This window comes from Streptomyces sp. DT2A-34 (assembly GCF_030499515.1).
GTDB lineage: Bacteria > Actinomycetota > Actinomycetes > Streptomycetales > Streptomycetaceae > Streptomyces.
On sequence record NZ_JASTWJ010000001.1, the window covers coordinates 10,008,314 to 10,022,261 of the forward strand.

Annotated in this window: 10 protein-coding genes and 1 pseudogene; 3 read left to right on the forward strand and 8 right to left on the reverse strand. The window is 72.2% G+C overall.

Annotation, left to right across the window (positions count from 1 at the left end; genetic code table 11):
• Positions 1–167 precede the first annotated feature (167 nt).
• Positions 168–1,390, forward strand: a pseudogene (locus QQM39_RS44715) (SGNH/GDSL hydrolase family protein).
• Between the two features lie 16 nt (positions 1,391–1,406).
• Here the strand turns inward: QQM39_RS44715 and QQM39_RS44720 are convergent.
• The 4 genes from QQM39_RS44720 to QQM39_RS44735 form a co-directional block, all read right to left on the reverse strand.
• On the reverse strand, positions 1,407–4,349 hold the full coding sequence (locus tag QQM39_RS44720; RefSeq protein WP_302003292.1) for a helix-turn-helix transcriptional regulator: 2,943 nt from the start codon (positions 4,347–4,349) through the stop codon (positions 1,407–1,409).
• 113 nt (positions 4,350–4,462) lie between these two features.
• Positions 4,463–4,816: a UBP-type zinc finger domain-containing protein gene (locus tag QQM39_RS44725; protein WP_302003293.1), complete on the reverse strand. Its 354-nt coding sequence runs from the start codon at positions 4,814–4,816 to the stop codon at positions 4,463–4,465.
• Entirely contained in the window at positions 4,813–6,258 is a 1,446-nt protein-coding gene (locus tag QQM39_RS44730) for an ATP-binding protein (protein WP_302003294.1), read from the reverse strand. Before QQM39_RS44730 ends, QQM39_RS44725 begins: the two co-directional genes overlap by 4 nt.
• On the reverse strand, positions 6,255–7,931 hold the full coding sequence (locus QQM39_RS44735) for an FAD-dependent oxidoreductase (protein ID WP_302003295.1): 1,677 nt from the start codon (positions 7,929–7,931) through the stop codon (positions 6,255–6,257). The genes QQM39_RS44730 and QQM39_RS44735 overlap by 4 nt, the downstream gene beginning before the upstream one ends.
• 342 nt (positions 7,932–8,273) lie before the next feature.
• Here QQM39_RS44735 and QQM39_RS44740 point away from each other — a divergent pair, with 342 nt between their 5' ends.
• Positions 8,274–9,146: a universal stress protein gene (locus QQM39_RS44740; protein WP_302003296.1), complete on the forward strand. Its 873-nt coding sequence runs from the start codon at positions 8,274–8,276 to the stop codon at positions 9,144–9,146.
• A 27-nt stretch (positions 9,147–9,173) separates the two neighbouring features.
• Here the strand turns inward: QQM39_RS44740 and QQM39_RS44745 are convergent, their stop codons facing one another.
• The 4 genes from QQM39_RS44745 to QQM39_RS44760 form a co-directional block, all read right to left on the reverse strand.
• Complete coding sequence (locus tag QQM39_RS44745) at positions 9,174–10,409, reverse strand: DUF4032 domain-containing protein (RefSeq protein ID WP_302003297.1); 1,236 nt, start codon at positions 10,407–10,409, stop codon at positions 9,174–9,176.
• A 41-nt stretch (positions 10,410–10,450) separates the two neighbouring features.
• A complete protein-coding gene (locus tag QQM39_RS44750) occupies positions 10,451–11,212 on the reverse strand; it encodes an MBL fold metallo-hydrolase (RefSeq protein WP_302003298.1) in 762 nt (253 codons plus the stop codon).
• A gap of 49 nt (positions 11,213–11,261) precedes the next feature.
• Complete coding sequence (locus QQM39_RS44755; protein ID WP_302003299.1) at positions 11,262–12,458, reverse strand: acyltransferase family protein; 1,197 nt, start codon at positions 12,456–12,458, stop codon at positions 11,262–11,264.
• Between the two features lie 110 nt (positions 12,459–12,568).
• Positions 12,569–13,198, reverse strand: coding sequence for an alpha-ketoglutarate-dependent dioxygenase AlkB (locus QQM39_RS44760; protein ID WP_302003300.1), 630 nt, complete (start codon positions 13,196–13,198; stop codon positions 12,569–12,571).
• Between the two features lie 117 nt (positions 13,199–13,315).
• Here QQM39_RS44760 and QQM39_RS44765 point away from each other — a divergent pair, with 117 nt between their 5' ends.
• On the forward strand, positions 13,316–13,942 hold the full coding sequence (locus QQM39_RS44765) for a TetR/AcrR family transcriptional regulator (protein WP_302003301.1): 627 nt from the start codon (positions 13,316–13,318) through the stop codon (positions 13,940–13,942).
• The last annotated feature ends 6 nt before the right edge of the window (positions 13,943–13,948 follow it).

The window sequence follows — 13,948 nt, forward strand, 5'->3', positions numbered from 1 at the left end:
ACGACGCGCAGTTGGACAGCCGTGGATCACCGGGAGGGAGTCCAGTCCCGCCCGCCGGGCCACCGGGCACCACCTATGCTCAGGAACAGGCCGATACGATCGCCTCACTGCGCAGAAAGCCGTACCTGCCACAAGTCAGCCAAAGCACCGGCTGGCTGGAGGAGTGGATGTCCCCCGACAACCTCGGCGAGACGGTGAGGGCCAGACTGCCGCTCGCCGTCGCCCTGTTGACGGTCGCCGCCTGCCAGTCCGCTCCCGCGCCCGTCGAGACGGCCGGCGACACGGGTGGCGTCGTCACCTGGGCGGCGAGCGCCGACCGCATGGGCGACGGCGTCGCCGGCCGCGGCTACCGGCTCGTCGTGCACACCAGCGCGGGCGGGACCGACCTGCGGATCCGGCTCTCCAACGCCTTCGGGGACCGGCCGCTGACCTTCGACAGCGTCTACGCGGGCATCCGGCGACAGGGCGCCGAACTGCGGCCGGGCAGCAACCGGCGCCTGACCTTCGGCGGTGCGCGCAGCGTCACCGTGCCGGCGGGCAGCATCGTGTGGAGCGACCCGCTGCCCGGCAGGCTCCCCGCCGCGACCGACCTCGCCGTCAGCCTGCACAGCCCGGACGCGGGAGGCCCGGCCAGCGGACACTGGATGGCGCTGCAGTCGTCGTACGCGACCCAGGGCGATCACACCGCCGAGGAGAGCGGCGCCGCCTGGACCATCCCGACCGGCTCCTGGTTCTACCTCGACGCCGTCTCCGTACGCGCCCCCGCGGGCACCGGGGCGGTGGTCGCCCTCGGCGACTCCATCACCGACGGCTGGCAGTCCACCGCCGGCCTGAACCGCCGCTGGCCCGACTACCTGGCCCGCCGCCTGCAACGCGCGGACACGGCGGTGAAAGGCGTGGCCAACGAAGGGATCGCCGGGAACAAGGTCCTCGCGGACAACCCCGGCCGGAGCGCACTGAACCGGCTGGAGCGGGACGTCCTGTCCCAGCCGGGCGTGCGGACCGTGTTCCTCTTCCAGGGCGTGAACGACATCAAGGCCCATCCGGGCGTCGCGGCCGAGGACCTGATCGAGGGCTACCGCGAGATCGTCGAGCGGGCGCACGCGGCCGGCAAGTGCGTCGTCGGCGCGACCGTCGGGCCGTTCAAGGGCCGGCACGAATGGGACCCGGCCGCCGAGGCCGTACGCCAGGAGGTCAACGCGTTCATCCGCACCAGCGGCGAGTTCGACGCCGTCACCGACTTCGACCGCGTCCTGCGCAGCCCCACGACCCCGCACGCATACTGCCCGCCCTCGACGGCGGCGACCACATCCACCCCAACGACAAGGGGATGCAGGCGATGGCCGACGCCGTCGACCTGACCGCCCTCGACTGCGACAGCACCGGCTGACGTGCCCGACGGCGGGTCAGCCGACCGTCTCCTCGCGGGTGATCAGCCCCTCCCGATAGGCGATCGCCACCGCCTCCGTACGGCTCGCGGCGCCCAGTTTGGCGAGGATGTTGGAGACGTGGACGCTCGCCGTCTTGCCGGTGATGTACAGCTCCTCGCCGATCTGCCGGTTGCTGCGGCCGAGGGCGAGGAGGAGCAGGACCTCCTGCTCGCGGGCTGTGAGCGGTGAGGAGCGGTCGGTGGGGGTTTCCGCGAGACGGCCGCGGCGGATCAGGGCGTCCAGTCGCTCCAGCAGGAGTGTCGCGCCGAGGCGGGCCGCCGTGTCCCGCGCCGCCCGGGCCTCGGTGGCCGCCGCCTCGCGGTCGTCCGCCGCCAACAGGGCCTCGGCGTGCCGCAGTCGGCACCGCGCCCGCTCGTACGCGTCGCCGTAGTCGGAAGCGGCCACCGCCTTCGCCCACGCCCGCACGTCCGGCCCGGACACCGCCCGCACCCACTCCGCCTCCGCGCGGGCCAGCCACGCCATGCCTTCCGGGCCCTGTGGCGTGCCGTGCTCGCTGTGCACGGCCGCCGTCCGGGCCAGCTCGACCAGTTCGGTCGCGGTGTCCGCCCAGCGGCGCACCCCCGCCTCGTCGCCGGTCAGGCGCGACTCGGCGGTACGGTCGGCGACCGCGGCCAGCGCGAGGGCGGCGAGCCGGACCGTGGAGTCGGGCAGCTTGCCCGCCTCGTCGGTGAGAGCCGCGACCGTGGACCGCATCCGCTCCACCGCCTCCTCCGCGTCACCGCGCAGCGCGGCGGCGTCGGTGAGCGCGATGCCCGCGACGAGCGTGCCCATCCAGTCGAAGGGCCCCTCCAGCAGGGCGCGGGCCTGCTCGGCGGCCGCGAGGTCGCCGCGTGCGAGAGCGACGTACAGCGCCGGACCGGCCGCGTATCCGCCCGTCGCGGGCAGCACCTCGGTGTCGGCCGCGGCAGCCCGCACACACTCGTCCCAGCGGCCCAGCGTGTACAGCACCAGCAGCCGCAGATACCGCATCGCCAGCGGATACATCGAGGACAGCAACCCGGCACGCCGGGCCCGGTCCAGCCCCTCCGTCAGCCAGGCCAGACACTCCTGGAGATCACCGGACTCGTAGCAGCCGATGGTGAGGTTGAACAGCGCGCGCATCTCCACCGGCGCGTTGCCCGCACGCCGCGCCAACTCCCGGGCCTCGCGCATCCGTTCCCGGCCCTCCGGCGTGCTGCGGCTGCCTCCTTCGAGTCCGGTCAGAGAGATGAGCAGGTCGGCCTGGGCGTCCGTCACCTGCAGTTTCTCGGCCGTGCGCAGGGCCTCGCGGCCGACCCGCTGCGCGGTCTCGTGCTCCCCGACCTGGCGTGCCGCCATGACATGCGTGGCCGCCGCCCACGTCCATGTTCGCGACGGAGGCTCGGCGGGGATCAGCGCGAGGGCCTCGCTGCTGTAGGCGAAGGCCGCCGTCAGGCTGTCGACGCCGATCAGATTGCCCGCGAGGGTGTAGCGGACCCGGGCGGCGAGTTCGGTGTCCGTGTCCTGGCCGACGCCCGCGAGGGCGGAACGGGTGAGGGAGACCGCGCGGTGCGCCTCCCCGGCGTGCGCGGCCGCCGCCGACGCGCGCAGCGTGAGCGTCACCCGGTCGTTGCGCTCGCCCGAGGGCCGCGCCGACGGCTCCACCGACGACCACAGGTCCAGGGCGGTCTCCAGATGCCGTAGCTCTTCGGCGGGAGCGCCGACCCCGTGCGCGTGGTCGGCGGCCTCCAGCGAGGCGGCCAGCGCCTCGGCCAGGTCGTGGCTCTCGCGGTAGTGGTGGGCGCGCTCCGCCGCCGTCTCGGCGGGACGGCCGCGTCCGGTGAGCAGCCGGGCGAACGCGCCGTGCAGCCGGGCCCGTTCACCGGGCAGCAGATCGGTGTACACCGCCTCACGCGCGAGCGCGTGCCGGAACGTGTACGTGTCGCCGTCGCCGGCCACGAGCAACTGCCGCCCGATCGCCTCCCGCAGCGCCGCCTCCAGCTCCTCCTCCGGGATGCCCACGGCGCCCCGCAGCAGCGCGTGTTCGACGCGGCGCCCCGCGACGGCGGCCGTACGCAGCACCTGCTGGGCGGTGTCGGACAGCTGCTCGAACCGTATGAGGAGTACGTCGGCCAGCCCGCTGGGCATCCCGCCGACCTCCGTGTCCGTGGCCGCGACCAGCTCCTCGGCGTAGAAGGCGTTGCCCTCGGCGCGCTCGACGATCCGCCGGACCGTGCCGTCCGACAGCGGCCGCTCCTGCACGGCCCGCACCAGACGCGCCACCTCGGCGTCCGCCATCGGCCGCAGTTCGAGCCGCTCGACGGCGGGCAGCCGCACCAACTCGGCGAGCAGCGGCCGCAGCGGGTGACGCCGATGCAGATCATCCGCGCGGTACGACGCGAACACCGCCGGCCGGTGCCGGGGCGCCCCATCCGCGGGCCGCTGCGGAATCCCGCGGCTGAGCAGGAACCGCAGCAGATCCCGGGACGACTGGTCGGCCCAGTGCAGATCCTCCAGCACGAGCAGTACGGGCGCGACGTCCGTCAGATCGGCGAGCAGCCCCGCGATGCCCTCGAACAACCGCAGCCGGTCGCTGACGGCGTCCGTCCCGCCGCCCAGCAGCCCTTCGACCACGGGATGCGCGGCGAGAACCTCCGCGAACCGATCCTCACCGGCGAGTACTCCCAGCACCTCGGTGAACGGCAGATACGGCAGCCCGACGTCGCCGAGATCGACGCAGTGCCCGGTCAGGACGATCATCCCGTCCGCAGCGGCGCGCCCCGCGAGCTCGTCCAGTAGCCGAGTCTTGCCGACCCCGGCATCCCCGGCGATCAAGACGGCCCGGCTCTCACCACTCCGGGCACGCTCCAGCACACCGGAGAGCCGGTCGAGCTCGTCTTCCCGCCCGATCAACGGCGTGCTGAATGAGGTCTGCGACACGCACACATCCTGTCACGCACCACTGACAGCGCCTCTGGTTTCAGGGGCGCGGGGAACTGCGCGATCAACCACGAACGACCCGCAGCCGCCCACGCACACCAGGCCCCGAGCCATTAGGCACGCAACGTCTTCGCCCAATCATCCGGCACCCGCCCCGCAGGCCCCGGCGCAGGCTGATCCGCAGGACGACTCACCGGCGGAGCCAACTCGGGCCCCGACTCGTACAACTCGTCCGTCTCGTAGTTCCAGTACCAGTCCTCACCCGGCTCGAAGCTCTGCACGAACGGATGCCCAGTGTCCCGGAAATGCCCCGTCGCATGCTTCGCGGGCGAACTGTCACAACACCCCACATGCCCGCACTGCGCACACCGCCGCAGATGAAACCACCACCCCCCGGCCGCATCGCACTCGGCACACCCGCTCCCGCTCGGCGGAACGCTCGGGTCGATTCCGTTGTCGCTGCTCATACGGACTCCTCCTCGACCGGTGTGAGCGGCAGCAGCACCTGGAAGCGGGTGTCACCCGGCTGCGACTCCACCTGGATGCTGCCGTGGTGCTTGTTGACCACGATCCGCCAGGAGATGTCGAGGCCGAGTCCGGTGCCCTCACCCACCGGCTTCGTCGTGAAGAAGGGATCGAAGATCCGCCCCCGGTGCTCCGGCGGAATCCCGACCCCCGTGTCCCGGAACTCCACCAGCAGCCGGTCGTGATCCGGCGCGGTCCGCACGGTCAACGTCCCTTCCCCGCCCGCGCCGTTAATGGCGGAGACCGCGTTGTCGATCAGGTTCGTCCACACCTGGTTGAGCTCCGCCGGGTACGCCGGGATCTTCGGCAGCGTACGGTCGTACTCCTTGACGACCTTGATCTGCCGGCCGATCTTGCCCGACAGCATCAGCAGGGTGCTGTCGAGGAGTTCGTGCACGTCGGCGTTCCGGAAGGGGGCGCGGTCGAGCTGGGAGTACTGCTTGGCGGCGTCGACGAGGTCCGAGATGCGGTGGGTGGAGTCGTTGATCTCGTCCATCAACAGCTCGGTCTCGACGGTGTAGTTGAGCCATCCGATCGCGCTCGGCAGGATCTCCTCGGCCACGGCCGCCGCGATCCGGTCCAGCCAGTCGGCGTCCAGACCGGCCTGCACGAAGGTGGGCGTGATCCGCCAGCCCTCCGGGATACCGTGGTCGTCCAGCCAGTCGGTGAGCTCGTCCTCCCGGTCCGAGGCCTCCAAGGGGCTCAACGTCGGTGCCTTGGCGACGCGTTCGGCCGTGCGCTCCTGGATGTCGATGAGGTTCGCCATGACCTCGGGGGAGTACGAGCCCTGCGCGATGACGGCGAGCTTGTGCCGCATCTTCGCCACCCGCTCCCGCAGCGTCGCGGTCGCCCGTACGGCCGCCGCCGCGGGGTTGTTGAGCTCGTGCGTGAGCCCGGCGGACAACGAGCCGAGCGCCAGCAGTCGTTCGCGTTGGTTGATGGCCGACTGGGTGCTCTTCTGGCCGAAGAAGAGGCCTTCCAGCAGATGCAGGGCCATCGGGAACCAGTCCTGGATCAGGGCCGCGAAGGACTCGGCGGGCAGCACGAAGAACCGCGTCGGCTCGGTGACCCGCATCGAGCTGTTGTAGACCTGCGGCACCCGGTCCCCGAGATAGGCCTGCCACGCCCCGGAGTACACCCCGCGCTGGGAGGTCCGGGTGACCTCCACGTCATCCCCGCCGACCCGCCGGGACAGCACGACGGTGCCCTCGACCATCACGTAGAAGCAGGTCGCGGGATCGCCCTCGGCGTACACGGGACCGGGCTCGAACCTCTCCACCCGTCCCTCGCTGCACAGCCTGCCGAGCTGCTCGGGCGTGAGCTTCTCGAACAGGAACAGCGCCCCGATCTCCTGGGGGTCGCACGGCATCGACTGCCCGCTCATGACTGCTCCAGATAGCGGTGGACGAGCATCACGGCCATGGCTCCCTCACCGACGGCGGACGCGACCCGCTTGGCGGACTCGGCGCGTGCGTCGCCCGCCACGAACACCCCGGGAATGTTGGTCTCCAGGTGGTACGGCGGCCGGTCCAGCTCCCAGCCGGCCGGCGGCCGCCCGTCGGGCGTCAGGTCGGGCCCGGCCAGGATGAACCCGCGCTCGTCCCGCAGTACCGTCTCGCCCAGCCAGTCGGTCAGCGGGGCCGCGCCGATGAACACGAACATCCACTGGGCGTCGACGAGTTCGGTCCGCCCGCTCTCCACGTCCCGCAGGGTCAGCTGCTCCAGGTGGTCGGAGCCGTGCGCGGCCTCGACTTCCGTGCCGGTGCGCACCGAGATGTTCGGCGCCTCGTCGATCTGCTGGATCAGGTAGTGCGACATGGACGCCGACAGCGACGCCCCGCGCACCAGCAGCGTCACCGACTTGGCGCCCCGCGACAGATACATCGCCGCCTGCCCCGCGGAGTTGGCGCCGCCGACGATGTACACGTCCTGGCCCTGGCAGGACGGCGCCTCCGTCAGCGCCGAGCCGTAGAACACCCCGCAGCCGGTCAGGTCCGCGCAGCCGGGCGCCGCCAGCTGCCGGTAGGTCACGCCGGTCGCCAGGATCACGCTGTGCGCGGCGACCGCCGAGCCGTCCGAGAACCGTACGATGCGGGCGGCGCCGCCGGCCTCCAGTGCCGTCACCTCGCGCGCGGTGAGGATCTCGGCGCCGAACTTCGCCGCCTGCCGTCGGGCCCGGTCGGTGAGCTGCGCCCCCGACACGCCGTCCGGGAAGCCGAGGTAGTTCTCGATCCGGGAGCTCTGTCCGGCCTGCCCGCCGGTCGCCGACCGCTCCACCAGCACGGTCCGCAGGCCCTCCGAGGCGCCGTACACGGCCGCGCCGAGCCCGGCCGGGCCGCCGCCGATGACGACGAGGTCGTAGAAGTCGGCCGTCGGCGTCGTGGCCAGCCCGACCTGCGCCGCCAGCTCGGGGGCCTCCGGGGCGACCAGCGGCGTCCCGTCCGGCGTGATCACCAACGGCAGCCGCTGCCCGTCCTGCCCGGCCGCGGCCAGCAGCCGCTGCCCCTCGGGCTCGTCGGCGGAGTACCAGCGGTACGGCACCTGGTTGCGGGCCAGGAACTCCCGCACCTCCGAGGAGCGCGCCGACCAGCGGTGCCCGACCACCTTGGTGCTGGGCACCGGCCGGTAGTCGCTGCGCCGCCACGCCTCCAGCAGGTCGTCCAGAACCGGGTAGAGCTTCTCCTCGGGCGGATCCCACGGCTTGAGCAGATAGTGGTCAAGATCTACGACGTTGATCGCGTCGATCGCCGCGTTCGTGTCGGCGTAGGCGGTGAGCAGCACCCTCCGCGCCCCCGGATACACGTCCAGCGCCTGTTCGAGGAACTCGATGCCGTTCATCTGCGGCATGCGGTAGTCGGCCAGGATCACGGCCACGAGATCACCGCGCAGCTTCAGTTCCCGCAGCGCCTCCAGCGCCGACTCGCCGGACTCCGCCCGCACGATCCGGTGCGACGCACCGTAGCGCCGCCGCAGATCGCGGGCGACCGCACGGGAGACCCCCGGGTCGTCGTCCACGGTCAGAATGACGGCCCGCGCTGCGTCGGCGGCCTGTGCCATACGTCTCCCACCCCGAGGGTCGCGCTTTCGGCACGGCGATCACGTCCGGTGGCCCGTCCGTCGTGTCGACTCCGGGCCATCGTATGTTCGATCGTCCGGCTTCGCTCAGGTATGCGGTCGGCCTCCCCTCCGGCGGACTTCGCCCGGCAGGTGGCCGGGCGCCTCCGTCGCTCTCCCGAGCTGATCAACGCCTGGCAGCTCCACGCCCGACGTCCGCGTGCCGCGTGCCGCGCGTGAGGCGGTTCTTGACCACGTTCACTTGTTCACACCCCAAGGCCGTGGGCGCGGCGTAGGGAAGACTGGGCCCGGAGGACGTGACCACGACACGAGGAGGCAGCCGGAATGACGCGCCCGATCACGGCAGGGGTGGACGGATCGGAGGAGAGCCTCGCCGCACTGGCTTGGGCGGCGAGGGAGGCGGTCCGGCGGGGGCTCGCGCTGCGGGTGGCGCACGCCTGGCGGTACCAGCCGCAGGACGCGATCGACGCGGGGGACCCGGACACCCAGGCCCAGTGGGTGCGGGACGGACTGGCGGAAGCGGCCCGTACCGTCACCGAGCGGCATCCGGGCCTTGATGTGACCACGGACGTCCTCGACGGCGGGCCCGTCGACGCGCTGGTCGCCGCGGCGGCGGACACCGAGATGTTGGTGCTGGGATCGCGCGGCCACGGCGCGGTCGTCAGGTTCCTGCTGGGCTCCGTCGGACAGCAGGCGATCGCCGAGGCCAAGAGTCCGGTCGTACTCGTACGAGCCGGGGACCAGGCGTCCGCCGAGGCGGCGGGGCGCGAGATCGTCGTGGGCCAGCACGGCGACGCGGACGACAGTGCCGCCGCGCTGCGGTTCGCGTTCGAGACGGCCGCGGCGCGTGGCGCGACCGTGCGCGCCGTACGGGCCTGGACGCTGCCGCCGCTGTTCGCCTACAGCCCGGCCTCCCTCAAGCTCCTCGACGAGGCCGGGGGGCTGGAGCCGTACGAGAAGAAGGCGTTGGGCGAGGCGCTGCGGCCGTGGCGGGAGCGCTTCCCGGACGTCCGGGTGGTCGAGCACGCGGAGATGGGCAGCGCCGGGCAGGTGCTGCTGTCGGTCGCCGGACGGGCCCAGCTGATGGTCGTCGGCCGCCGCGCCCACCGTACGGCTGTCGGTGCCCGGATCGGCTCGGTGGCGCACGGCGTCCTGCACCACGCGGACTGCCCGGTGGCGGTCGTACCGCCCGCCTGAGTCGGTCGGAGGAGTCAGGCGGACGAGTCAGTCGGACGCCGTCGGCTGCAGCGTCTCCCGGGCCGTGGGCAGGATGTTCTTGATGTAGTCCTCGACCACCGTGTCCAAGCCGATGTCGTGCTGCGCCCGCTCGGACAGGTACCAGCGGTGTTCGAGCAGCTCGTGGTAGATCTCGGCCGAGTCCATGGAGCCGCGCAGCTCCAGCGGCACGGCCCGCACGGTGGGCCGGAAGACGTCCCGCACCCACCGGTGGGCGAGCACCTCCGGGCGGGCGCCGAGCGGGTCGCCCGGGGCGTAGTCGTCCTGGGTGGCCATCCAGCTCTCCAGGTCGTTCAGGAGCCGGCGGGCCTGGTTCTCCTCGGTGTCCAGGCCCGTCAGGCGCAGCAGCTGACGCTGGTGGTGACCGGCGTCGACGACCTTGGGCACGAAGGTGACCGTGTCGCCGTTCGTGGCGTGCTCGATCTGCATCTCGGCCACGTCGAAACCGAGGTCGTTCAGGCGGCGTATGCGGCGCTCTATGTAGTGGTACTTGCCCGCCGGATACACCGAGGTGCGGGTCAGTTCCTCCCACAGGCTGCCGTAGCGCGCGCAGATCTCCATGCCGAACTCGATCGGGTCGACGGACGGGTGCAGCGCACCGGACGCCTCCAGGTCCAGCAGCTCCCCGCTGATGTTGACCCGGGCGAGGTCCAGGTCGTATTCGCGCTGGCCGGTGCTCAGCTGCGGGTGCAGATCGCCCGTCTCGGCGTCCACCAGGTACGCGGCGTAGGCGCCCGCGTCCCGCCGGAACAGCGTGTTGGACAGCGAGCAGTCGCCCCACGCGAACCCGGCGAGGTGGAGGCGGACCAGCAGCACGGCCAGCGCGTCCATCAGACGGTGCATGGTCGCCGGACGCATCGTCGTCTCGAACATCGAGCGGTACGGCTGCGAGCCGCCCAGGTGCCGGGTGACCAGCACCGACTCCAGCGGGTCGCCGGCCGTGTCGGTGCGCCCGGTGACCACGGCCAGCGGATCCACCGACGGGATGCCGAGCCGGTCCAGGTCGCGCAGCAGCTCGTACTCGCGCAGCGCCGGGCGCTCGGCGAGCTCCTTGACGGCGATGACCTCGCTGCCCGCCCGGGCGTACCGCACGACGTGGCGGGAGATACCGCGCGGCAGCGGGACCAGGACCTCCTCCGGCCACTGCTCCAGGGGCAGATGCCAGGGCAGCTCCAGCAGGAGCGCGGGGTGCTCCGGGTTCGTCGCGCTGATCTGCAGTGCCATGGGTTGTTCGTCCTCGCCTCGCCGGTGATCGTCACCTCACCCTAAAGTGCGCGCTCCCGCGCCTGAAGAGCAGCATCGCGCACCGGCCCCCGGTACACGGGCCCGTGCCCGGGCAGCAGCACGTCGCCCTTGAGCCCTTCGATCACGTCCAGCGAGGCCACGGCACGAGCACGCTCGCGGTGGAACATGTCGGGCAGCAGCTGGGGGCCCTTGATCCGCGAGGTGGGGTGCCCGCTGACCAGGGCGTCGCCGGCGATCACCACGCCGGCGTCGGGCAGGTGGTAGGCGCAGTGTCCGTCGGTGTGGCCGGGCGTGTGCACCGGGACGGGCCGGCCGGGCAGGTCGAGCGGGTCGTCCGACGCGAGGCCGTCCGACGGGAACGGCTCGGGGGAGGTGACCGGGACGTGCGCCGTGCCGCCGGAGCGAATCGCGTGTATCGCCCAGGGCAGGACACCGGGCCGCCAGCCGTTCTTCAGCACGGTCCCGACGTTGACCTGGTGCAGGAACTCCCGGCGGGCGTGCGGCACTTCGGCCTCGTGGAGGTATATGGGCGTGCCGTGGGTGGTGCGCAGGTACTCGGCGTTGCCCAGGTGGTCGGTGTGCGCGTGCGTGATCAGTACCGCCCTGACGGCCTCCGGCGCACTCCCCACCTCCGCGAGCGAGGCGAGGAGCATGGCCCGGTCCCCGGGGTAGCCGGTGTCGATCAGCGTGACCGCGTCCCCCTCGGTGAGGATCACCCAGTTGGTGTTGCTGCCGTGCACCAGGTACGTGCCGTCCGCCACTTGCTGCATATCTGCCCGCATGATCGTCCCGCGTGGTGAGGTCCGTGCCCGACGGACCCAGCAAAGCAGATCACGAGGGCGGTGTGACCGGCGGGTCGGTGCGCATCCCGAACAGGAACCGCGTCACGCGCGTCCTGCGCACCAGGCACTCGTACACCGCGAGGATCACCGCCAGCGAACCGGTCACGATCATGGCGTACTCGACCACGATCGGCGCCGACCACCCCACCACGCCGTACGCGAAGGCGACCACGACAGGTTGGTGCAGGACGTACAGCGGCAGGGCGGCGACCCCGAGATACACCATCGCCCGCGACGGCGGCCGCCGTTCACCTCGCCGACCCTCGCGAGGCCGGTCCAGCAGCCCGAGGATCGCCACGACCCAGCACCAGCCCGCCGCCCCGAACAGCGCCCTGGTCGCCAGCGCGAGCGGGCCCGAGTCGGTGAACGGGTCGTCCAGGGCGAGGAACCCGGGCGCGGTCCCCGCGAACAGACCGACCCCGAACACGCCCGCCGGCACGGCGAGTCGGCGCAGCGCGGCACGCACGCGCGCGTCGTCGGCGAGGACGTGACCGAAGAGGAAGAACACCAGGTACGCCCAGCGGTTCCAGCCCGCGAAGCCCTCCTCCATGCCCAGGAAGGCGTTGATCGCGGCGAGCGGCAGGACGGGCAGGAGGAGCAGGACCGGGCGCCGCGCCACCGCCTGTCCGACGGGTTCCGTCCAGGCCGCGAGCCGCGTCGCGACCGGGGCGAGGAGCAGGCTGAAGGCGAGGAGCAGGACGACGAACCACAGATGGCCGGTCTCGAAGTGCTCCCCTTCGAGGACGAACGGGAAGTCGGCCGCGTCCGGGCGGACGGTGAGGAAGCGCGGCCAGAAACGCCAGTACGACTCGTCGTAGCCGGGGTCGGCGGCCCGCAGCCGCAGCCACTGGGGGAGCGGGCACAGGACGAGCGTCGCGAAGACCAGCGGAACGCCCAGGCGCAGCAGGCGTTCCCGGGTGAAACGGGCCGGCCCACGGCGGCGGACCGAGTACCGGGAGCCCAGCCCCGCGACGAGGAACAGCATGGGCATCGCCCACACGACCCCGAACCCGGCGAGCACGGTGATGGCGTCGGTCGTCTCCGCGTTCTTGACGTAGAAGTCGTCGTCCGGCGAGAAGGCGAGGGCGGAGTGGAAGAAGACCAGACCGAGGACGACGAAGATCCGCAGCGCGTCCAGCTCGCCGCGCCGGGGAGCGGTGGCCGGTGCCTGCGTCTCAGCGCTCACCCGGACCAGTGTGGGGGCACGGCGCGGCTTCGCCCAGAGGAAGGGCTGCCTCCGGCACCGTCCGCCGGAGGCAGCCCCCGCGTGCACCCGAAGCGGCCTCCGCCGAAGCCTCAGTGCACGCCGTGCGGACGGAACTGGACGCTGATACGCGGTCCCGCGGCGCGCGTGGTCTTCGGTATCGAGTGCTCCCAGGTCCGCTGGCAGGAGCCGCCCATCACGATCAGGTCGCCGTGCCCCAGCGGGCGGCGCACCGTCCCGGAGCCGCCGCGCCTCGGCCGCAGCAACAGGTCGCGCGGCGCGCCCAGGGAGAGGATGGCGACCATCGTGTCCTCGCGGGCGCCCCGCCCGATCCGGTCGCCGTGCCAGGCCACGCTGTCCCGGCCGTCGCGGTAGTAGCAGAGCCCGGCCGTGGTGAACGGCTCGCCCAGCTCGTCGGCGTAGTGCGCGGACAGCGCGTCGCGGGCCTGCGCGAGTACCGGGTGCGGGAGTGCGTCGTCCGCGCCGTAGAAGGCGAGCAGGCGCGGTACGTCGACCACGTGGTCGTACATCGTGCGGCGCTCTGCACGCCACGGGACCTCCGTGGCCAGCTGTTCGAACAGGGCGCCGGCCCCGCTGAGCCAGCCGGGCCGGACGTCGATCCAGGCGCCGAGGGCGAGCTGGGTACGGCGGATCCCGGCAAGAACCCCGAGCCGCAGCTCGTCGGTCTGGTCGAACAGGGAGCCCTGGAGGTGCGTCGCCATGGTTCCAGCGTAGCGCTTAATCGAATATGTGTTCCCATCTAATTCCCCTACTTGGTCCTGCCTCTTTGGATACGTTGATGTATCGGATACGGTCATGTATCGAATGGAGGTCCGGACATGGCGGTGGAGAGCACGACCAGGCGCGTCACCAAGCGCCGGGTCCGCACGCGGGCCAATCTCCTCGACGCCGCGTTCGCGGTGTTCGCCGCCAAAGGGTTCGGCCGGGTCTCCATCGAGGAGGTCTGCGAGGCCGCCGGCTACAGCAGGGGTGCCTTCTACTCCAACTTCGACAGCCTGGACGAGCTGTTCTTCGCCCTCTACCAGCAGCGGGCCGACCTGATCGCGGAGCAGGTGTCCGGGGCGCTCGCCCTGGACGGACCGGGTCTCGACGTCCCGGCGGCCGTCGACCGCGTCACCGAAGTGCTGCTCCTCGACCGGGACTGGCTCCTGGTGAAGACCGACTTCCTGGTGTACGCCGCCCGCGCGCCCGAGGTCGCCCGGACGCTGCTCGAACACCGGGCGCGGCTCAGGCGCGCGATCGCCGACCGGCTGTCACGCGCGCGCGGGCACACCGAACTGCCCGCCGTGCTCCGTGACGCCGAGGGGGCCGCCCACGCCGTGGTCGCCGCCTACGACGGAGTCACCGTCCAACTCCTGCTGGACCGGGACGTCGAGCGCGCCCGCGTCTGGCTGAAGCAACTGCTCACCGCGCTGCTCACCGACGGCAGCGACACCACCGTATGAGGGAAG

Coding starts and splice junctions, on each gene's coding strand:
- QQM39_RS44765 (WP_302003301.1), top strand. CDS start 13,316: ATGGCGGTGGAGAGCACGACCAGGCGCGTCACCAAGCGCCGGGTCCGC.
- QQM39_RS44740 (WP_302003296.1), top strand. CDS start 8,274: ATGACGCGCCCGATCACGGCAGGGGTGGACGGATCGGAGGAGAGCCTC.
- QQM39_RS44745 (WP_302003297.1), bottom strand. CDS start 10,409: ATGGCACTGCAGATCAGCGCGACGAACCCGGAGCACCCCGCGCTCCTG.
- QQM39_RS44750 (WP_302003298.1), bottom strand. CDS start 11,212: ATGCGGGCAGATATGCAGCAAGTGGCGGACGGCACGTACCTGGTGCAC.
- QQM39_RS44730 (WP_302003294.1), bottom strand. CDS start 6,258: ATGAGCGGGCAGTCGATGCCGTGCGACCCCCAGGAGATCGGGGCGCTG.
- QQM39_RS44760 (WP_302003300.1), bottom strand. CDS start 13,198: ATGGCGACGCACCTCCAGGGCTCCCTGTTCGACCAGACCGACGAGCTG.
- QQM39_RS44735 (WP_302003295.1), bottom strand. CDS start 7,931: ATGGCACAGGCCGCCGACGCAGCGCGGGCCGTCATTCTGACCGTGGAC.
- QQM39_RS44725 (WP_302003293.1), bottom strand. CDS start 4,816: ATGAGCAGCGACAACGGAATCGACCCGAGCGTTCCGCCGAGCGGGAGC.